The organism is Geomobilimonas luticola (genome assembly GCF_018476905.1).
Lineage (GTDB): Bacteria > Desulfobacterota > Desulfuromonadia > Geobacterales > Geobacteraceae > Geomobilimonas > Geomobilimonas luticola.
In genome coordinates, this window is record NZ_JAHCVK010000002.1 from 272,045 (window position 1) to 292,761 (window position 20,717).

Annotated in this window: 19 protein-coding genes; all 19 read left to right on the forward strand. The window is 56.4% G+C overall.

Going from position 1 to position 20,717, the window contains the following annotated elements:
* The first annotated feature begins 79 nt into the window (after window positions 1–79).
* The 19 genes from KI810_RS07885 (at window position 80) to KI810_RS07975 (ending at window position 20,646) form a co-directional block, all read left to right on the forward strand.
* Window positions 80–1,474 (forward strand): GGDEF domain-containing response regulator, encoded by a 1,395-nt coding sequence (locus tag KI810_RS07885; RefSeq protein WP_214174963.1) that lies wholly within the window; start codon window positions 80–82, stop codon window positions 1,472–1,474.
* A gap of 25 nt (window positions 1,475–1,499) precedes the next feature.
* Window positions 1,500–2,747, forward strand: a complete 1,248-nt coding sequence (gene hisS, locus KI810_RS07890) for a histidine--tRNA ligase (protein ID WP_214174964.1) — start codon at window positions 1,500–1,502, stop codon at window positions 2,745–2,747.
* Between the two features lie 131 nt (window positions 2,748–2,878).
* The gene (locus KI810_RS07895; protein ID WP_214174965.1) at window positions 2,879–3,796 is read left to right on the forward strand and encodes a DUF5684 domain-containing protein; all 918 of its coding nucleotides are present in this window, start codon (window positions 2,879–2,881) and stop codon (window positions 3,794–3,796) included.
* Between the two features lie 256 nt (window positions 3,797–4,052).
* Window positions 4,053–6,590, forward strand: a complete 2,538-nt coding sequence (gene acnB / locus KI810_RS07900) for a bifunctional aconitate hydratase 2/2-methylisocitrate dehydratase (protein ID WP_214174966.1) — start codon at window positions 4,053–4,055, stop codon at window positions 6,588–6,590.
* Between the two features lie 268 nt (window positions 6,591–6,858).
* Window positions 6,859–7,284, forward strand: coding sequence for a DsrE family protein (locus KI810_RS07905; protein ID WP_214174967.1), 426 nt, complete (start codon window positions 6,859–6,861; stop codon window positions 7,282–7,284).
* A gap of 449 nt (window positions 7,285–7,733) precedes the next feature.
* The gene (aspS, locus tag KI810_RS07910; RefSeq protein ID WP_214174968.1) at window positions 7,734–9,515 is read left to right on the forward strand and encodes an aspartate--tRNA ligase; all 1,782 of its coding nucleotides are present in this window, start codon (window positions 7,734–7,736) and stop codon (window positions 9,513–9,515) included.
* Window positions 9,516–9,534: 19 nt separating this feature from the next.
* Window positions 9,535–10,227, forward strand: coding sequence for a LysM peptidoglycan-binding domain-containing protein (locus KI810_RS07915; protein ID WP_214174969.1), 693 nt, complete (start codon window positions 9,535–9,537; stop codon window positions 10,225–10,227).
* Window positions 10,228–10,553: 326 nt separating this feature from the next.
* Window positions 10,554–12,779, forward strand: a complete 2,226-nt coding sequence (locus KI810_RS07920; RefSeq protein WP_214174970.1) for an NADP-dependent isocitrate dehydrogenase — start codon at window positions 10,554–10,556, stop codon at window positions 12,777–12,779.
* Between the two features lie 47 nt (window positions 12,780–12,826).
* A complete protein-coding gene (gene mdh / locus KI810_RS07925; RefSeq protein ID WP_214174971.1) occupies window positions 12,827–13,780 on the forward strand; it encodes a malate dehydrogenase in 954 nt (317 codons plus the stop codon).
* Between the two features lie 176 nt (window positions 13,781–13,956).
* Window positions 13,957–14,151: a 4Fe-4S binding protein gene (locus tag KI810_RS07930; RefSeq protein WP_214174972.1), complete on the forward strand. Its 195-nt coding sequence runs from the start codon at window positions 13,957–13,959 to the stop codon at window positions 14,149–14,151.
* Between the two features lie 24 nt (window positions 14,152–14,175).
* Window positions 14,176–15,309: a 2-oxoacid:acceptor oxidoreductase subunit alpha gene (locus KI810_RS07935; protein ID WP_214174973.1), complete on the forward strand. Its 1,134-nt coding sequence runs from the start codon at window positions 14,176–14,178 to the stop codon at window positions 15,307–15,309.
* A 2-nt stretch (window positions 15,310–15,311) separates the two neighbouring features.
* Entirely contained in the window at window positions 15,312–16,133 is an 822-nt protein-coding gene (locus KI810_RS07940; protein ID WP_214174974.1) for a 2-oxoacid:ferredoxin oxidoreductase subunit beta, read from the forward strand.
* A 33-nt stretch (window positions 16,134–16,166) separates the two neighbouring features.
* Window positions 16,167–16,715: a 2-oxoacid:acceptor oxidoreductase family protein gene (locus KI810_RS07945; protein ID WP_214174975.1), complete on the forward strand. Its 549-nt coding sequence runs from the start codon at window positions 16,167–16,169 to the stop codon at window positions 16,713–16,715.
* 155 nt (window positions 16,716–16,870) lie between these two features.
* Window positions 16,871–17,494 carry a DedA family protein gene (locus KI810_RS07950; protein WP_214175189.1) on the forward strand — a complete coding sequence of 208 codons (624 nt, stop codon included), beginning with the start codon at window positions 16,871–16,873 and terminating at the stop codon, window positions 17,492–17,494.
* Entirely contained in the window at window positions 17,491–18,237 is a 747-nt protein-coding gene (locus KI810_RS07955; RefSeq protein WP_214174976.1) for an RNA methyltransferase, read from the forward strand. The genes KI810_RS07950 and KI810_RS07955 overlap by 4 nt, the downstream gene beginning before the upstream one ends.
* A complete protein-coding gene (locus KI810_RS07960; RefSeq protein ID WP_214174977.1) occupies window positions 18,234–18,551 on the forward strand; it encodes a SemiSWEET family sugar transporter in 318 nt (105 codons plus the stop codon). Before KI810_RS07955 ends, KI810_RS07960 begins: the two co-directional genes overlap by 4 nt.
* Window positions 18,548–19,132: a LemA family protein gene (locus KI810_RS07965; protein ID WP_214174978.1), complete on the forward strand. Its 585-nt coding sequence runs from the start codon at window positions 18,548–18,550 to the stop codon at window positions 19,130–19,132. Before KI810_RS07960 ends, KI810_RS07965 begins: the two co-directional genes overlap by 4 nt.
* A gap of 8 nt (window positions 19,133–19,140) precedes the next feature.
* The gene (locus KI810_RS07970; RefSeq protein ID WP_214174979.1) at window positions 19,141–19,995 is read left to right on the forward strand and encodes a TPM domain-containing protein; all 855 of its coding nucleotides are present in this window, start codon (window positions 19,141–19,143) and stop codon (window positions 19,993–19,995) included.
* Window positions 19,996–20,013: 18 nt separating this feature from the next.
* Complete coding sequence (locus KI810_RS07975; RefSeq protein WP_214174980.1) at window positions 20,014–20,646, forward strand: TPM domain-containing protein; 633 nt, start codon at window positions 20,014–20,016, stop codon at window positions 20,644–20,646.
* The last annotated feature ends 71 nt before the right edge of the window (window positions 20,647–20,717 follow it).

Consider the following 20,717-nt stretch of genomic DNA (forward strand, 5'->3'; position numbering starts at 1 on the left):
CTGGTACGTTAACCAGTCGGATTGCAGTTGGTTTATACATATGACCACGCCATTTACATGATTTCAGGAGAGCTGCTGCATGGAAAGGATTCTTGTCATAGAAGATGACAGTTTTTTCCGGGAAGTATTTTCCGACCTGCTTCGTGAAGAAGGTTACGACGTGGAAGTTGCGTCGTCCGGTGAGGAGGCGCTGGAGATACTCGGACTGCGGTCTTTTCACGTGGTTGTGACCGACCTCGTCATGAAGGACGTTTCAGGGCTCGATATCCTGTCACGGGTCAAACAGAAAGATCCTGCCATCGAAGTGATCATGGTCACCGGTCACGGCAATCTGGAGACGGCTGTGTTCGCCCTGAAAAACGGTGCGCGTGATTATCTCGTCAAGCCGATCAATCACGAGGAATTAAAACATACGGTTGCTCTCTGTATCGAACAACGGCGTCTCCTGGATGAAAACCACGAGCTGAAAGAACTCGTGAACCTGTTCCAGGTCAGCCAGACCATTGCCAACTGTCTTGACATGGACCGCCTTCACTCGCTTGTTGTCGATGCACTGGCGAAGGAAATAGGTCTCGCACGCGGAGTCGCCTATTTTATCGAAGGCTCCGACCAGCTGGAACTGAAAGAGGTGCGAGGATTCGACGAAGCGACCGGTTTGCTGCTGGGTGATACCGCTCTGGCGAATTTCGATGTACATGACGACAAGGCAGACAACTTCATCCATCTCCACAACTTTGTGCCGGCAGGGACGATGCCCGACAACACCATGATTGGCGGAGTGAACGATGCGATGATTCTGTCACTCCGGTTCAAGAAAGCATTACAGGGCGTCATCATATTCTTCAACGAAGCGGGACACGATTTCCCGAGTGCGATCAATCACAAAAATCTCAACTTTCTGATAGACCAGGCATCGCTGGCGTTCGAAAACGCGGCCCGTTTTACCAGTGCGAAAAATCTGCTCTACATTGACGAGTTGACCGGCCTTTTCAACTACCGTTACCTCGAAATCGCCCTGGAGAGAGAACTGAAACGTGCCGAACGTTACGGGTCGTCGCTGTCGGTTTTGTTCCTCGACCTCGATTTGTTCAAGAATGTCAATGACTGCCATGGCCATCTGGTCGGGAGCAAGGTGCTCAAAGAGGTGGGGACCCTGCTCAAGAAATCGGTACGTGAAGTGGATTCCGTCATGCGTTATGGTGGTGACGAATATACCGTCATATTGGTGGAAACGGGCGTGGGGGGAGCGGCAACCGTTGCAGAACGTATCCGCCGCTCCATAGAGTCCCACAATTTCCTTGCCGATGAAGGATATACCATCAAGCTCACCGCCAGTCTCGGTTACGCCTGTTTTCCGGACGATGCGAAAACCAAGACCGATCTTCTGGAACTGGCGGACCGAGCCATGTATCGGGGGAAATCCAGCGGAAAGAATATGGTATTCTACCTATCACCGCGCAATGCGGAACAGTAACGTGCAGTGAAGGAGCGTTAGGGACGTGGCAATCAACGGTATCAAGGGTTTCAACGACATCCTCCCCGGCGAGGTTGAAAAGTGGCAGCATATCGAAGCAACCGCCCGCCGTGTTTTCGAGTTGTACGGTTTTGCCGAGATCAGGGTCCCTGTTCTGGAAAAAACGGAACTGTTCAGCCGTTCCATCGGGGACGCCACCGACATCGTGGAAAAAGAGATGTACTCCTTCGTCGACAAGGGAGAAAATCGGGTCACCATGCGGCCTGAGGGGACGGCCTCGGTGATGCGTGCCTTTATCGAACATAAGCTCCACGCGGTAGATCCGATAGCCAAGCTCTATTACATGGGGCCCATGTTCCGCTACGAACGTCCCCAAAAAGGGCGCTATCGCCAGTTTCACCAGATCGGCGCCGAGGTGACGGGGGTGAACGATCCCAAGGTCGATGCCCAGGTGCTGACCATGCTCTGCCACTTTTTCGCTGAACTCGGGTTGACGGAACCCTCGCTGCAGATTAATTCCCTCGGCTGTCCGGCGTGCAGGCCGGTATACCGACGTGCACTCACGGATTTTCTCAGAGCCCGGATAGATAAACTCTGCGACGACTGCAAACGGAGACTGGAAACCAACCCCCTGCGGGCTCTCGACTGTAAATCGGCCGGTTGCAAGGAAGCTACCGTGGGTGCGCCATCGGTCCTCGACCATCTCTGCGGGGAGTGCGAAGCGCATTTCGATGCTCTCCGCACTCACCTAGAGGGGGTAGGCACCTCATATACCATCAATCCCCGCATGGTGCGCGGGCTCGATTATTACACCCGGACGACCTTTGAGCTGGTTACCACGCTTCTGGGTGCCCAGAGTGCGGTGGCTGCCGGCGGTCGCTATGATGGGCTGATTGCCGATCTTGGTGGCCCCTCCTTGCCGGGCATCGGTTTTGCCATGGGGGTGGAGCGGGTAGCTTTGCTCCTGGCGGACCGGGAATTCAGCAAGCGACCCGACCTGTTTGTGGCAGCTCTTGGCGAGCCGGCACAGAAACTGGCATTCGGACTCATGTGTGCCATGCAGAGGCGCGGCATTGCGGTTGAAATGGATTACGAGGGTAAAAGCCTGAAGAGCCAGATGCGACGGTCCGACAAGTTCAGGAGCCGTTTCACGCTGATCGTCGGAGAGGATGAACTGGCACGGGGAATTGCAGTCCTGAAGAATATGGATGCGGGAACCCAGTCGGAAATTCCGCTGGATGCCGATGCGGTAGCGCGGGGCATGCTTGCATGAGCCTCCCTTCGTACTTTTTCGATCTCATGCCACCCACGCCGGTTACGAAGCCGGCCGGGTGGTTTTTTTTGTTTTTGTAGAGGCTGTTTTGGCTCTGTTAGTGTCATGATATCCGCACAGGAGGCTACGCCATGAAAAAGATTTGGTGTCTTGTCGTGCTGCTTGCCGTTTTCATCGCATCGGATGCGATGGCCGCCCGCGTGTTTCTGAAGGACGGGTCGGTCGTGCAGTGCCAGTCGTTCTGGCGCAGCAAGGATACGGTCTATGTAATGGTCAATCGCGATGTGATGTTGGAGTTTTCGCCAGGAGACGTGAACATCAAGAAGACGTTCCGCGCCCGGCCGGTGAAGAAGGTACAGCCGGTCAAGCAGGATGCCGAAAAGTCGGAAGCAACCAGCCCGGGAGAGGAGACCCCTGCGACAGGCGGCACTTCCAAACCATCAGCCGGGGCGCTCACGCCATCACCTGCGCCAGCCAAGGCGCAGCTCGTAACTCCGGCAACAGCCGCTCCCAAGGCGGGTACCGCTCCGGCGCAGGCAGTGGCGGCCCCTGCAGTGGCCCCGGCCGCGAAACAGGCCGCTCCTACCAGTGGCTCGGCAGCCCTGACGCCGGCTAAACCGGTAGCCGTTGCAACCTCTCCGGAAAAACCGGCAGTGGTGCCGCCAATGCCCAAACCTGCGGTAGTGCCGCCGCCGGTGGCGGAGGCTGCAGGCATGGGGTTCGGCATGACGTTTCTGCTGGTGCCCCTCCTTCTGGTCATCATCCTCATCGCCTCCATGTGGAAGGTATTCGAAAAAGCAGGGGAGGCAGGCTGGAAGGCCCTCATCCCCATCTACAACCTGTACGTGCTGGTGGCCATCGCCGGCAAGCCCTGGTGGTGGTTCCTGGTTATCCTGCTCGTCCCCTTCGTCGGGTTCATCCTCTACCTGCTCGTCTGTCTCGCCCTGGCTCAGAGGTTCGGCAAGAGCCCCCTCTACGGGGTGCTCCTCTGCCTGGTCGGCTTCATCATGTTCCCGCTCCTTGCCTTTGATGATTCGACCTACGCCTGACATCACCACTTGACCATTTCATCAACCGGTCATGGAGCCCCAGGCCCCGTGGCCGGTTTTTTTATCCTGATGGCTATTACATTAATACCTGCAAACAATCTTGAGGGGTGGCAACATAAGCAATTGACAATTGAGTGAAAAAAATGTATACAGTATACGCTTTTCGACAAGCTGTCCTTAATGAAATTGATGGGTTTCTGTACCACCGGATAGGATACCGTAGTCACGCATACCAACAAACAGGAGGGGTTACCGCATGATCGAAGCTTATCTGCAGCATGAGAAAGAAAGGGCATCCCAAGGGATTCCGGCACTGCCGCTCAACCCGGAGCAGACCGCCGAACTGTGCAAGCTGCTCGTGAAGCCCCCCAAGGGGAAAGAGAAGTTTCTCCTCGGACTCCTTACCGATCGGGTTTCCCCCGGTGTCGATCCGGCCGCCAAGGTGAAGGCCGAGTTCCTCGCTGGCGTGGTCGCCGGTAAGATCAAGTCTCCGTTGGTTACCCCCAAGGACGCCATCAAGCTCCTCGGCACCATGATCGGCGGCTACAACGTGGCCCCGCTCGTCGCCGCCCTCAAAGACAAGGCGCTGGCCGACGAGGCGGCCAAGGCGCTGTGCGGCATCACCCTCGTCTATGACGCCTTCGACGAAGTCGCCGCGCTGGCGAAAGCCAAGAATGCGGCCGCAACCAAGGTGCTCAAGTCCTGGGCCGAGGCCGAGTGGTTCACCGCCCGCAAGGGGGTGCCCGAGAAGATCAAGGTGAAGGTGTTCAAGGTGGACGGCGAGATCAACACCGATGACTTCTCCCCGGCCGGCGACGCCTGGAGCCGCCCCGACATCCCGCTCCACGCCCTGGCCATGGGTAAGACCCGCTTCAAGGGCGGGCTCGACACCATCGCCAAGTTCCGCAAGGACGGTTTCCAGGTCGCCTTCGTGGGTGACGTGGTCGGCACCGGATCCTCCCGCAAGTCCGCCTGCAACTCGGTTCTCTGGCACATCGGCGAGGAGATTCCCTGCGTTCCCAACAAGAAGACCGCCGGCGTTATCATCGGCGGTGTCATCGCCCCGATCTTCTTCAACACCGCCCAGGACTCCGGCGCCCTGCCGCTGAAAGCGGACGTGACCGGGATGAAGACCGGCGACGTGATCGTCATCGACACCAAGAAAGGGGTCATCACCGACGAGTCGGGGAAGAAGACCCTCTCCACGTTCACCATCGCACCGAACACCCTGGCTGACGAGTTCCGCGCCGGTGGCCGGATTCCTCTCATCATCGGTCGCGCCGTTACCGACAAGGCCCGCAAGGCCCTCGGTCTCAAGCCCTCCACCGCCTTCACCCTGCCGGTGAATCCGAAGCCGAAAGCGAAGCAGGGGTACTCCCTGGCCCAGAAGATGGTCGGCAAGGCCTGCGGCATCACCGGTATCCTCCCCGGCACCGCCTGCGAGCCGAAGATGACCACCGTCGGTTCCCAGGACACCACCGGCCCCATGACCGCCGACGAACTGAAGGAACTGGCCTGCCTCAAGTTCCAGTCCCCCATGTTCATGCAGTCCTTCTGCCACACCGCCGCCTACCCGAAGCCGGCCGATGTGAAGATGCACAAGAACCTCCCGGCCTTCATCATCGAGCGGGGCGGCGTACCCCTCAAGCCGGGCGACGGCGTCATCCACTCCTGGCTGAACCGCCTGCTCCTCCCCGACACCGTCGGGACGGGCGGCGACTCCCACACCCGTTTCCCCATCGGGATCTCCTTCCCGGCCGGCTCCGGCCTGGTCGCCTTCGCCGGCGCCATGGGGTTCATGCCCCTCGACATGCCGGAGTCGGTCCTCGTGCGCTTCAAAGGGAAGTTCAACCCGGGCATCACCCTGCGTGACGCGGTGAACGCCATCCCCTACTATGCCATCAAGCAGGGGCTCCTCACCGTACCCAAGAAGAACAAGGTGAACGTCTTCAACGGCAAGATCCTCGAGATGGAAGGGCTCCCCGACCTCAGCGTCGAGCAGGCCTTCGAGCTGACCGACGCCGCCGCCGAGCGCTCCGCTGCTGCCGGCTGCATCCAGCTTAGCGAGAAATCGGTTGCCACGTACCTGCGCTCCAACGTCGCCCTCATGAAGAAGATGATCAAGGACGGCTACCAGGACAAGAAGACCCTCCAGAACCGGATTAAGGCCGTGGAGAAGTGGCTCGCGAAGCCCGAGCTCTTGAAGGCCGACAAGGGCGCCGAGTACGCCGCGGTGATCGAGATCGACCTCAAGGACATCAAAGAGCCGATCCTCGCCTGCCCGAACGATCCGGACGACGTGAAGCTCCTCTCCGAGGTGGCCGGCACCAAGATCCAGGACGTCTTCCTCGGCTCCTGCATGACCAACATCGGCCACTTCCGTGCCGCTGCCGAGATCTGGCGCGGCCAGAAGTTCAACCCGAACGTCCGCACCTGGATCTGCCCGCCGACCCGCATGGATCAGGCCCAGCTCAAGGACGAAGCGCTCTTCTCCATCTACAGCGCCGTGGGCGCCCGGGTCGAGATCGCCGGCTGCTCGCTCTGCATGGGGAACCAGGCCCGCGTGCCCGATGGTGTGAACATGTTCTCCACCTCAACCCGTAACTTCGACGACCGGATCGGCGACGGCGCCAAGGTGTTCCTCGGCTCCGCCGAGATCGGCGCGGTTATCTCCAACCTGGGTAAGATCCCGACGCCGAAGGAGTACTTGGCTATCTACAAGGAGAAGATCGAGCCGAAGAAGGATTCGGTGTACAAATATCTGCAGTTTGATGAGATGGCGGAGTATAAGTAGGATAGTGGCTGTGAGGCTGCCGGTGTGAAATGAACCCCCGTCCGGGCTTCCGGACGGGGGTTTTGTTTAGTGCTCACGACGTCCTGACGGTGGGTTCCGCACCTGATTGCGCTTTCTCTGGCTGATGCTACAATAACCCGAGCATGGGCGAATTGAATGGGAGGTATGAACCATGAGAACGAATTCGTTGCCGGTCGCGTTTTGGTTGTTGTTGTCAGTCTGTCTGGTTGTAGGGACGGTTTCCCCTGCACACTCTTCGGAGATGAAGGTGGAGGGCTACAAGTCCTTGCAGGGGGTAAAGCATGTGGAGGCAGTGTTCGACTTCAGGATAGGCGATCCAAAGAGCGCCGCCTTGCACCTTGATGTGATCCACCAGACATGTAAGGACAAGGCGCTGCAGACGGGAAAGAAAAAGCCGGCATTTGCGGTCGTGTTCAGCGGACCGTCAGTAAAGCTTCTCTCCAAGAAGAGGGAGGGGGGCATGGCAGACGATGCGAAGAAGCTTGACGAAATTGCCGCTATGCTTACCGTCCTGGCAAAAGAAGGGGTCAGGCTGGAGGTCTGCCGGATAGCCCTCAGCGTGTTCGGTATCGAGTCAGCCTCGATTCTGCCGGAACTCCATACGGTGGGTAATGGATATGTCTCCCTGATAGGTTACGGAGCTCAGGGATATTCGTCGGTCCCGGTGTACTGATACCGTTTTTACTCATAGAGAAGGCTGGGGCAGGCGCTGAAATGCAAGCTTCCCCCATCCTTTTCTCCGATGCAGGAGACTTAGAGCAGTCCCTTATTTCCCGTTTCACCGTATCCGGTGTTTCCTCTTTCATACTGTATTTCAATTGTCATACAGGCGCCCTACCTTCGAAACCCTCGCCCTGTTGTCCAACATCGTCGATCCCTTATTCATTTTCTGCGTATAAAGGCATTGCGCAAAAATGAAATCTAAATCAATTATTCTGGTGAGGGGATCCTTCGCGGATGACCGTACTGACGGCGCCTCTAGTGTGCATCTAGTTGGATGCAGGGCCTGCCGAAAATACCGACGAGCCATTTTAGCTACGGCCGTCACCATTAATTCTTGAAGCATCAACCTATTTTGAGTATACTTGCGCGATTCGTTTACTAACACCGGAGGTCGAGTTGATGATAGATTTTCTTGGCGATTGGAAGAGAACCCACTACTGCGGGGCGTTGACAAGCAAGGATGTCGGTCGGGAAGTGGTCCTCATGGGATGGGTCATGCGCCGTCGTGATCATGGTGGTCTCATTTTCATCGACCTGAGGGACCGGGAAGGCATTGCCCAGGTGGTGTTTGATCCGGACCAGAGCGGCGATTCCCATAAAAAGGCCGAGGCGCTGCGCAACGAATACGTCGTGGCGGTGAAGGGGAAGGTGATCGCACGCCCCGAAGGGACCGTCAATCCGAACATGAAAACCGGCGAGGTCGAGGTGGTGGTGAGCGAGTGCAAACTCCTCAACCGCTCCAAGCCGCTCCCCTTTACTCTCGACGACTATGTGGACGTCGCGGAGAACCTCCGCCTCAAGCACCGCTACCTGGACCTGCGGCGTCCGGCGCTGCAGCAGAACCTCATCCTCCGCTCGAAGGTTGCCCAGGTGACGCGCCAGTACCTGACCGGGAACGGCTTCCTCGAACTGGAGACCCCCTTTCTCACGAAATCCACGCCGGAAGGGGCCCGCGACTTTCTCGTGCCGTCCCGCATAAGCAACGGCGAATTCTATGCGCTCCCCCAGTCTCCTCAGCTTTTCAAGCAGATTCTCATGGTGTCCGGTTTCGACCGGTATTTCCAGATCGTCCGCTGTTTCCGCGACGAGGACCTGCGAGCCGACCGCCAGCCGGAGTTCACCCAGATAGACTGCGAGATGTCCTATATCGACCGGGAGGACATCATCACGGTCATGGAGGGGCTGATTGCCACCATCTTCAAGGATGCGAAGGGGGTGGACGTGGCGCTCCCTATCCCGCGTATGACCTATGGAGAGGCGATCCGCCGGTTCGGTGTGGACAACCCCGACCTGCGGTTCGGCCTCGAACTGGTTGAGCTGTCGGACATCGTGAAGGGGGCGGGTTTCAAGGTCTTTGCCGATGTGGTATCAGGTGGAGGTATTGTCAAGGGACTCAACGCCAAGGGGTGTGGCGGCATGTCCCGCAAGGAGATCGACGACCTCACGGAATTCGCGAAGATCTACGGTGCCAAAGGGCTCGCCTACGTCAAGGTAACGGCGGAGGGGTGGCAGTCTCCCATCGCCAAGTTCTTTACGGCCGAGGAGATAGCCGCGATGGACAAGCTGTTTGCCGCGGAGGAGGGGGACCTGCTCCTGTTCGTTGCCGACAAGCCAAAAGTCGTCAACGATTCCCTCGGCAAGTTGCGAAACCATCTCGCCAACCTGCTGGGGCTTCTTGATAAGGACGTCTTTAACTTCGTCTGGATCACCGATTTCCCCCTTCTTGAGTGGGATGATGAGGATAAGCGCTGGGCGGCGGTTCATCACCCCTTCACCGCACCCATGGACGAAGATCTTGCCTATGTGGAAAGCGATCCGGGGCGCTGCCGCGCCAAGGCCTACGACCTGGTGTTGAACGGCAACGAAATCGGTGGCGGCAGCATCAGGATTCATCAGGAAAAAATCCAGTCACTCATGTTCAAGATGCTCGGGCTTTCCGAAGAGGATGCACGTTCCAAATTCGGATTCCTATTGGATGCACTGGAGTATGGTACGCCTCCCCACGGGGGGATCGCCTTCGGCATGGACAGACTTGTCATGCTCCTTACCGGTAGTGACTCCATTCGCGACGTTATCGCCTTCCCGAAAACACAGAAGGGCGCCTGCCTTATGTCGGATGCTCCTTCACCCGTTGATGCCAAGCAGTTGAGGGAATTGGGGCTCAGATTGGCTGCGAAGTAACCATGCGCATGAGGAAAGGATGAGCAGACTATTTGCACTCATCGCTGCTCTCGTGCTGTTCGTTGCCGCTTGTACGCCGGCAGTTCCCCGGTGGCGTCAGGAAGCACGCCTGGTATTCGACCGGGTCAGACTGAACGGAGCCGACAGGGTTTTCCCCACAGAATACAAGAGCCTGGAAGATGCCATGCTGAAGGGGGAAGGCTTTGCGAAATCGGGGGATACCGGTGATGCGGAGCGTTATTACCTTCTCGTGATGAACAGGGGGGAGCTGCTCGAAAAGGAGCTTGCTGCCGAGTTGAAACGGCGGAGTGAAGCGGCACGATTGCGGGCTGAAGCTGAAAAGCAGGAGCAGGAGCGACAGGCTGCCCGTCTTGCCGAGCAGCTCAAGCAGGCAAAAGCCCGCGCAGAAGCGGTCGCCGCAGCTGAGGCTGCCGAGGCTGCGCGGAAAAAAGCCGAAAAAGCACGGCAGCGGGAGAAGGCGTTATCCGCCTATCACACCGTCAAGCGGGGCGAGTCGCTACCGCAAATAGCCTCGCAACAGGATATATACAACGAAGCAAATCTATGGCCACTCATCTACCGGGCCAACCGCGACCAGATAAGTGACCCCCGCCATATCTGGCCTGGCCAGGTATTGCGTATCCCACGAAATGTGACCCGTGAGGATATCCAAGAAGCACGACGTTACGCCCAGGATAGACAACTTCATTAGCCGTTCCTCTGTACATTCGGGAGTACGTCCCGATGTTTCCTGAATTGACCTAATCGCTTTGAAACAATAAAATATTCTCACTTATTTTCCTTGACAGGCTAACCCATTTTGTATACTGTATACAAAATTCCCACCATGCCAAACTTGTATGATTTCCGTTTGTTCAATCGCGTGTTTAGTGTGCGGTGTCGTAAAAAATACGGTGTCCGGCACGGCGGATGTGTGAAGTCCTACAGGTGAATTCATTACTGATTACTGGTACTACAAGGGCGAAATTCCTTTCATTGAGCCTCTGACCACGCGGGCATAAAAACTAAGGAGAGAACATGACGACACAAAAGATTATCTGGTCAAAAATCGACGAAGCACCTGCATTGGCAACGTACTCTTTGCTCCCGATCGTCAACGCCTTCACAAAGGCGGCTGGCGTTGTAGTCGAGACACGGGATATCTCCGTTGCAGGAAGAATTATCGCAAATTTCCCCGACTATCTGACGGAGAGCCAGAGGATGCCTGATTATCTGGCCGAGCTCGGTGATCTTACTCAGAAGCCTGAGGCCAACATCATCAAGCTGCCAAACGTCAGTGCCTCGATTCCCCAGTTGAAAGCTGCCATCAAGGAGTTGCAGGAGAAGGGGTACAAGCTTCCCGATTATCCCGAGGAGCCCAAGACGGACGCGGAGAAAGAGCTTCACGCACGCTACGCAAAGTGCCTGGGCAGCGCCGTAAATCCGGTTCTGCGGGAAGGCAACTCGGACAGGAGATCGGCCAAGGCGGTAAAGGAATACGCCAAGAAGCATCCGCACAAGATGGGTGCCTGGACCCCGGACTCCAAGACCCATGTGTCGTGGATGGATTGCTGCGATTTTTACGAGAACGAAAAGTCCGTTACCATGGAGAAGGCCGGCAATGTAAAGATCGAGTTCGTCGATCAGGCCGGCAAGGTCACGGTTCTGAAAGAGAAGCTCCCGTTGCAGGCCGGAGAAATATTTGATGGAACCTTCATGAGTGTCCGGGCTCTGCGCAAATTCATCGAAGAGCAGATCGAAGATGCCAAGGCAAAGGGTGTTCTCTTCTCTGTGCACCTCAAGGCTACCATGATGAAGATCTCCGATCCGATCATGTTCGGTCATTTCGTTTCCGTCTACTTCAAGGACGTATTCGAGAAGCATGCCGCAACCTTCAAGGAGTTGGGGGTCAATCCGGACCTCGGTCTGGGTGATCTGTACCTGAAGCTTGAGAAGCTGCCTGCAGCCAAGAAGGCAGAAATCGAAGCTGACATTCAGGAGACGTACAAGAAAAGACCGCCTCTGGCAATGGTTGACTCCGATAAGGGTATAACCAACCTCCATGCCAGCAACGATATCATCATCGATGCCTCCATGCCGGTCGTCATCCGTGACTCCGGCGGGATGTGGGGCCCTGACGGCAAGCTTCACGATGTGAAGTGCGTGGTTCCTGATAGATGCTATTCGCGCTGGTATCAGGTTTGTGTAGATTTCTGCAAGAAGCACGGCCAGTTCGACCCCACCACCATGGGTTCCACCTCCAACGTGGGTCTCATGGCGCAGAAGGCGGAGGAGTACGGTTCACACGACAAGACCTTTAAGGTGACGGCAAACGGCACGGTCCGCGTTCTTGACGAGTCCGGCGCCGTGCTTATGCAGCACACCGTGGAAGAAGGCGATATCTGGCGTGGTTGCCAGGCCAAAGACCTGCCGATCCAGGACTGGGTCAAGCTTGCGGTGAGAAGGGCAAAGGCAACCGGTGCCCCGGCCATATTCTGGCTGGACAAGAACAGGGCTCACGATGCTCAGATGATCGAGAAGGTTAATAAGTACCTGAAGGATCACGACACCACCGGTCTTGATATTCGCATCATGGCCCCTGTGGATGCGATGCAGTTCACGTGCGAGAGAGCAAAAGCCGGTCAGGATACCATTACGGTCACCGGTAACGCACTCAGGGATTACCTGACCGACCTCTTCCCGATTCTGGAGTTGGGCACCAGCGCCAAGATGCTCTCCATCGTACCGCTTCTGGCTGGCGGCGGACTGTTCGAGACCGGCGCAGGCGGTTCCGCTCCCAAACATGTTCAGCAGTTCGTACAGGAAGGGTACCTGCGCTGGGATTCGCTCGGTGAGTTTCTGGCCCTTGCCGTATCCCTCGAGCATCTGGCTGCCAGCTTCAAGAATGAAAAAGCCCAGCTGCTGGCCGATACCCTTGATCAGGCCAACACCAAGTTCCTGGATCAAAACAAGAACCCGGCCCGTAAGGTTGGCCAGATCGATAACCGTGGCAGCCATTTCTATCTTGCCATGTACTGGGCTGAGGCCTTGGCTGCGCAGACCAAAGACAAAGACCTGGCTGCACGTTTCGCCAAGGTTGCCCAGCAGCTTCAGGAAAATGAGGCAAAGATCAATGAGGAACTGATCGGGGCCCAGGGCAAACCCCAGGATATCGGCGGGTACTACATGCCGGACCCCGCAAAGACGGAAAAGGCAATGCGTCCCAGTGCGACGTTGAACGCAATTATCGACGCTATTGCATAAACCACGAGTGTAGGAAGTAGAACAACATACAGACAAGGAGAGAGAAAATGGCGAGAAAGAAGATTGCATTAATCGGTGGTGGTCAGATCGGTGGCGTTCTTGCTCAACTCTGCGCACTGCGTGAGCTTGGTGATGTCGTTATGTTCGACATCGTGGAAGGGTTGCCCCAGGGGAAAATGCTCGATATCGCCGAAGTAGGACCGGTCGACGGTTTTGATGTCAACCTGAAGGGTACCAATGACTACAAAGACATCGAGGGCTCGGACGTTGTTATCGTAACGGCAGGTCTTCCCCGCAAACCGGGCATGAGCCGGGACGATCTCATCGCTACCAACTCCAAGATCATGACCGAAGTAGCCAAGGGGATCAAGCAGTACGCTCCCAATTCTTTCGTCATCGTCATTTCCAATCCGCTCGACGCCATGGTAACGCTCTGTCAGCAGATTACCGGTTTCCCCTACAACCGCGTCATGGGCCAGGCCGGCGTGCTTGATTCCTCCCGCTTCGCTGCGTTCATCGCATGGGAACTGGGTGTGTCCGTTAAAGACGTAACCGCCATGACCCTCGGTGGCCACGGCGACGACATGGTGCCGCTCGTCCGCTACACCAGCGTCTGCGGTATCCCGGTCATGGAACTCCTTGAGCAGAAATACAAGGACAAGGCCAAGGCGAAAGAGGTTATGGAAGCCATGGTCAAGCGGACCCGCGGTGCAGGCGGCGAGGTTGTTGCTCTCCTCAAGACCGGCTCGGCGTTCTATTCTCCCGCATCCTCGGCTATTGCCATGGCGGAGTCTATTCTGAAGGATCAGAAGCGCGTGCTCCCCACCTGTGCCTACTTGCAGGGTGAATTCGGTGTGAACGGCTATTATGTCGGCGTTCCCTGCGTTCTCGGCGAAAAGGGAATTGAAAACATCATCGAGTTCAAACTCGATGCCGAAGAGCAGGCCATGATGGACAAGTCCGTGGCAGCTGTAAAGGAACTTGTCGGCAGCATGAAGTAGTTATCTGCTTCACAGTTTGTCTGTTAAGACAAAAGAAGGGCATATGCCCTTCTTTTGTCTTATGGAGTGGACATTCCATGGAGACAAAACCAATTATTGAATTCAGATACGATATGTGGTAAATTTCGCCAGTTTGTCGGCCTAACGGCTTTATTCCAGATAAGGAGCGTAAGTAGATGGAAAAGAAGCTTCCAACGATCGAGGTTATCGAGAAGTATTGTAAGGGATGCCACATCTGCGTCGAATTCTGCCCGACCAAGGTATTGGAAATGCAGGGGTTTGTCGTGGGAGTAAAGAACCTGGAGGCCTGCATCAAATGCATGCAGTGCGAACTCCGCTGCCCAGATTTTGCAATCAAGGTTACTGCATAAACACTTTTATAGGAGGTAAGTAACGTGGCTAAGAAAGTTGCTTTCATGCAGGGTAACGAAGCTGCGGCCCATGGCGCTCTGTACGCCGGCTGCAAGTTTTTTGCTGGTTACCCTATCACCCCTTCCACTGAAGTCGCCGAGGTTATGTCGGCCGAGCTTCCGAAGGTAGGGGGCAAGTTCATCCAGATGGAAGACGAGATCGGCGCAATGGCCGCCCTTATTGGTGCATCGCTTACCGGGTTGAAGGCTCTCACGTCGACATCTGGTCCCGGCCTCTCCCTCAAGCAGGAAAACATCGGGTATGCATGCATCACCGAGGTCCCCTGCGTCATCGTCAACGTCATGCGCGGCGGCCCCTCGACCGGTATGCCGACCGGCCCTTCCCAGTCAGATGTCATGTGTGCCAAGTGGGGAACCCACGGTGACCACCCGGCCATCTGCCTGGTGCCTGCTTCCGTACAGGAACTGTTCGAGGAGACGGTCAGGGCGTTCAACCTGGCCGAGAAATACCGCACGCCGGTCATGATCATGCCTGACGAGATCGTGGCTCACATGCGCGAGCGGATCGTATTTCCCGAGCCGGGCGAAATCCCGGTCGTCGACCGTACTGCTCCTTCAGTGACACCTGACAAATACAAGCCGTACGATACCTCTTTCGGCGACGTCCCCCCTCTGGCTGCATTCGGTTCCGGCTACAAGTTTCACGTCACCGGTCTCAACAAGATGCAGGACGGATTCCCGACCACCAAGGCAGAGATCGTCCAGGCAGAGGAAGAGCGCCAGGTCCGCAAGGTGGAGGCCAACAAGGCCGAAATCATGAAGTGGGAAGAGTATTTGGTTGACGATGCTGACGTCGTCGTCGTCGCGTTCGGTTCAACTTCCCGTTCTGCACGATTTGCAGTTGATCAGGCTCGCAAGCAAGGCATCAAGGCAGGGCTTTTCCGCTTGATCACCTTCTGGCCGTTCCCGGAGGAGAGGCTCCTCGAGATATCCAAGAAGGTAAAGGCCTTTATTTCTCCGGAGATGAACCTTGGCATGTGTGCCGGCGTCATCAAGGGGTGCATTGAAGGCAACGCTCCGGTTCTCGGCATATTCCGCGTTGACGGAGAGCCGATCAATCCGGATCAGATCCTCGACAAGATGAAGGAGGTCAAGTAACCATGGCTTTTGAATATGAAAAATGGCTTCGCCCCGGCAAGCTTCCCCATATCTGGTGCCCAGGCTGTGGCCACGGCATTGTCATGAAAGGTCTTATCAGGGCACTGGATACTCTTCAGCTCAAGAAGGAAGAAACCGCCATCGTATCCGGTATCGGCTGCGCTTCCCGACTCCCGGGATACATGGATTGCTGCACCCTGCACACCGCCCACGGTCGTGCCGCTGCATTCGCGACCGGTGTCAAGATGGCTCGTCCTGAAATGAACGTAATCCTCTGTGGTGGCGACGGCGATGGCACGGCCATCGGCGGAAACCACTTCATTCACGCCTGCCGTCGTAACATCGACATGACGTATATCATCATGAACAACATGATCTACGGCATGACCGGCGGACAGTTCTCGCCCTGTACACCGACTGGTGCCAAGGCTTCCACGACCCCTTACGGCAACCCCGATCCGGGCTTTGATATTGCCAAGCTGGCAATCGGTGCCGGTGCCTCTTTTGTGGCACGTGGTACCGCGTTCCATGCCAACCAGATCGACAAGCTCATCGTCGAGGCGATCCAGCACAAAGGCTTCTCAGTCGTCGAGATCCTCGACGACTGCCCGACTACCTATGGTCGGCGCAACAAGTACAAGTCGGTCATCGAGATGATGAATCGGCTCAAGGATATCGCCGTGCCGGTCAAGGCTGCCGAGAAGATGGACCCTGAGCAGCTCAAGGGCAAGGTTCTCACCGGTGTCCTGTACAAGGAAGACAAGCCTGAGTACTGCGAGCAGTACAAGGCGGTAATCGAGCGCGCCCAGGGCGCCGCCCGCTAGAACGAATTTCGCCTATTCAAAGGAGAGAAGATAATGGCAGGAAGATATGAGATTCGCTTTTCCGGCGCCGGCGGACAGGGTCTGATCCTTGCCGGTGTCATCATGGCCGAGGCAGCATCCATCTATCAGGGGATTCAGGCCGTCCAGTCACAGAGCTACGGCCCTGAGGCCCGTGGTGGCGCTTCCAAATCCGAGGTAATCATTTCCGATACAACGATCGATTACCCGAAGGTCACCAAGTGCGATGCCCTCCTCGCTCTCACCCAGGAGGCCTGCGACAAGTATTCCCACGATCTCAAGGAAGGCGGGGTTCTCCTGATCGACTCCGACCTTGTTCTCCGCGAGCCGCCGGGGAATTTCAACGTCGTCAAGTTCAACATCACCAACACCGCCAAGAATGAAGTCGGTCGCGAGATCGTCACCAACATCGTTGCCCTTGGCGCCATGGTTGCCCTGACAGGTGTCGTATCCAAGGAGAATGCCGAGAAGGCGGTTCTTTCCCGTGTTCCCGAGGCTTTCCTTGAGCTTAACAAGAAGGCGTTCAATATCGGCTATGAAAAGGCCATGGCCGCGAAATCGTAATTAGGTACTGTCTGACAGTCGATTGAAAAAGCCCGGCATGAAATGTGCCGGGCTTTTTTCGTGGTCACTACTTGTCCGTAAATGTGATATTAGTATTCTGAGGAAAAATGTCAGTGTCCTGTGGTACCGCTGTTGTTGCCACCGGGGAGGAAGTGTTGCAGCAGTTTCTCAGAGACTATCTTGAGTTGCATGGCTACTGGGTCCTTTTCCTCTGGACGTTTCTCGAGGGTGAGGCGGGACTTATTCTGGCCGGTTTTCTCGCGTTCCAGGGGTATCTCAATATTTTTGGCGTGATTCTGACTGCCCTTGCCGGGTCATTCTGCGGTGATCAGTTTTACTTTTATCTTGGCCGCTGGCAGGGACGCCGACTCTTGAAAGTCTTTACCTCGATTGCTAAAAAGTTTCAGAAGGCTCTCAAACTGATAGAAAAATATGGTACTTTTGTTGCCTTTATATCCCGCTTTACGTACGGATTCCGGATAATCCTCCCCATCATCCTGGGGATGACCAACCTGTCAGCAATGAAGTTCTGCGGATTGAATCTTCTCAGCGCGCTGTGCTGGTCAATCATTTTTTCCCTCGCCGGTTTTCTCTTCGGCAAGAGTGCCTCGCTTTTCGTGGAGGACGTGAGTCGCTACGAGCCTTACCTCATGCTGGCACTGATAGCACTTATCGGCTGTATGTGGCTATCCCATTTCGTACATGCGTGGTGGCGAAGACGACCAGCCCGCAAACGTTTGAGCAGAATGAAATCACGTACATCGGGGAATGCCAGGTGACAAGAGAAGAGTTACGCGACAGGGTCGCAATCGTGTTAGTCGAGCCGCAAAATCCGGGCAACGTGGGGATGGTCTGCAGGGCCATGAAAAACATGGGACTGATGCAGCTTCGCCTCGTTAATCCGTGCCCGCTTGATCATCCTGAGGCGCACAAGTTTGCCGTATCGGCCCGTGACCTGCTGGACCAGGCCACGGTGTACGAAAGCCTTGCGGATGCCCTTGCCGACTGCGAAGTGACGGTAGGAACCACGCGACGCCATGGCAAATACCGCCAGGAGATATTCTCCCCCCGGGAGATGGCGGTAACCGTCCTCGGACAGTTGACGCACAATCGTGCTGCGCTTGTGTTCGGCAGGGAAGACAGTGGCCTGACCACCGACGAACTCACCCTGTGCCGCTGGCATGCCACCATCCCCACAAGCCCCGACTACGGTTCGCTCAACCTGGCCCAGTCGGTTCTGATCTTCTGCTACGAACTTTTCAATGCCTGCGCGGCAGAATCGACAGCTATCGATCGTAAACTGGCAACGACCGAGGCGGCTGAAGAGCTTTATCGGCAGATGGAGCAGGCGCTGCTCAAGATCGGTTTCCTTAATCCGCAGAATCCAGCCCACCTCATGCGCTCCCTGCGGCGAATATTCTCCCGGGCCGGGCTGGATGACCGGGAGGTTGCCATCCTGAGGGGAATGATGTCCCAGGTCGACTGGGCAACCACGGCTTATGAGGGGAAAAAGGGGACATGACGGATACTACCTTGCTTGGGTTGCTTGCGGGTGCTATTACCAGTTTTGCAGCGGTGCCCCAGGTGGTGAGGACCTATCGCACCCGGCACGCGCGCGATATATCCATCTGGCAGCCTGTTCTGCTTACGGCAGGCATGGTGTTGTGGCTTGTCTACGGCATCATGCTGAATGACCTCCCTCTCATTGCCGCCAATATATTTTCAATCGTGTGCTATAGCTTACTTATTGCCATGAAAATCAGCTTCAGGGAGGGTGACAAAACCCCGGAGTGTGATTATATTTCAGAAAACATTTCACCGGAGGAAGAGATATGAAAAGAACGTTTTTTGCGGTGCTGATGATGTGCGGGGTGATGGCGCTTTCCGGTTGCGGCTACAATACCATGCAGGCCAACGAGGAGGCGGTGTTTGCTGCCTGGGGTGATGTGGAGGCCAGTTATCAGCGGCGGGCTGATCTCATTCCCAATCTGGTCGAGGTCGTGAAAGGGTATGCCAAGCATGAAGCTGAGACCCTCACGGCAGTTACCGAAGCACGGGCGAAAGTTGGCTCCCTGCAGGCGTCGAAGCAGATGGTGAACGATCCCCAGGCTTTTGCCAAGTTCCAGCAGGCACAGGGCGAGCTTTCCGGTGCCCTCTCCCGTCTGATGGTGGTGGTGGAGCGGTACCCCGACCTCAAGGCAAATCAGAATTTCCTCGATCTGCAGAATCAACTGGAGGGGACCGAGAACCGGATCAACGTGGCCCGCGTTCGGTACAATAAGTCAGTTCAGGATTTCAATACGAGCATCCGCACCTTCCCTAACTCCATCACCAATTCGGTCCTGCTCCATCTCACCCGCAAGGAGCCGTTCAAAGCGGAAGAGGGGGCTAAGGTCGCGCCGAAGGTGAAGTTCTAGTCACGGCAATGACCAGATTTCTTACGTTCATCTTGCTGTTGTTTTTGCCGGTGACCACGTACTCCCTTGATGTGCCTGCGTTGCGCGGCCACGTCAATGACTACGCCGGCCTCCTTTCGCCCGCGACAGTTCAGCACCTGGAGCGCAGACTCGCAGAATTCGAGCAGCAAGATTCGACCCAGATTGTTGTCCTGACCGTTCCTTCTCTGTCCGGTGAAGATATCGAGACCTATTCCATAAGGGTTGCCGAGGCGTGGAACATCGGTCAGAAGGGGCTGGACAACGGGGCCATTCTCCTGGTCGCCGCACAGGAGCGAAAGATCAGGATCGAAGTGGGGAGAGGGCTGGAAGGAAAGCTTACCGACCTCGTGGCAGGCAGAATTATCCGTAATGATCTGGCGCCCAGATTCAAGGCCGGTGACTTCGATGGCGGTGTTACGTCAGCCGTCACGGCGATAATGGCGGTGGTAAAGGGTGAATACCAGACCACGAACCGCGACCTGCGTCATGCAAAGAAAAGTGCTTCGCCGGTATATTCCCTGACAATTTTTGCGATTGTTGCCTGTATCTTTCTCGGAGCCATCTCTCGTCTGCTCGGCGGGGTTGCCGGGGCGGTCGGGATTCCCGTGGTCGCCTGGCTAGCCTTTCCCGGTCTCACGTTTATCATGCTCCTGGGTCTCGCTGCTGCAGGCTTTGTCATCGGACTGCTGGTGAGTTTTCTTTTCGGCGGTGGCGGTGGCGGCGGTTATCACGGCGGGCCATTTATCGGTGGCAGTTTCGGAGGGGGTGGTGGCGGCTTCGGTGGAGGTTTTTCCGGCGGTGGCGGCGATTTCGGCGGTGGCGGCGCCTCCGGCGACTGGTGACAGGAGAAACATCGCGACATGAAACGTGCTTCAGATTTTTTCAGCGGGGATGAGCGGGAAATGATCCGTCGGGCGGTGCACGCAGCCGAATCGTCAACGACTGGTGAGATTGCCACGATGGTTGTGGACGAAAGTGACTCCTATCGAGACGCGGTCGCCCTCGGGGGTGTACTGCTGGCCGCTCTTCTGGCCATGGTGGTGGCCATACTGTTACACCATGTCACTATCTGGTTTTACATCCCGCTGGTTTTTGTTCTCTATTTCCCCTGCCGGGCTCTTTTTGTGCGTGTTCCTGCCCTGAAGCTCCCATTGCTTACGAGAGCACGGATCAACCTTTCCGTGCGGGAACGGGCAGTGCGGGCCTTTTACGAAAAAGGTCTCCACCGTACCCGTGAGGCTACCGGCATTCTGATTTTCATCTCTCTGCTGGAGCACAAGGTGTGGATACTGGGGGACCGGGGGATCGACCGCAAGATACCTCCCGATTCGTGGCAGGGGCTCGCCCGGGAACTTTCGGCCGGACTTCGGGATAACCGGGCATGCGAGGTCCTCTGCACGGTGGTTACGAAATGTGGTGTTGCACTGAAGGAGCATTTCCCACGCATGCCGGACGATCTGAACGAATTGCCCGATGATGTGATAACGTCCTGATAAATAAAGGCCGCTGGTAGATCCAGCGGCCTTCTTCATGTCAGTCCGTACGTTTCGTTCAGGAAGATGTG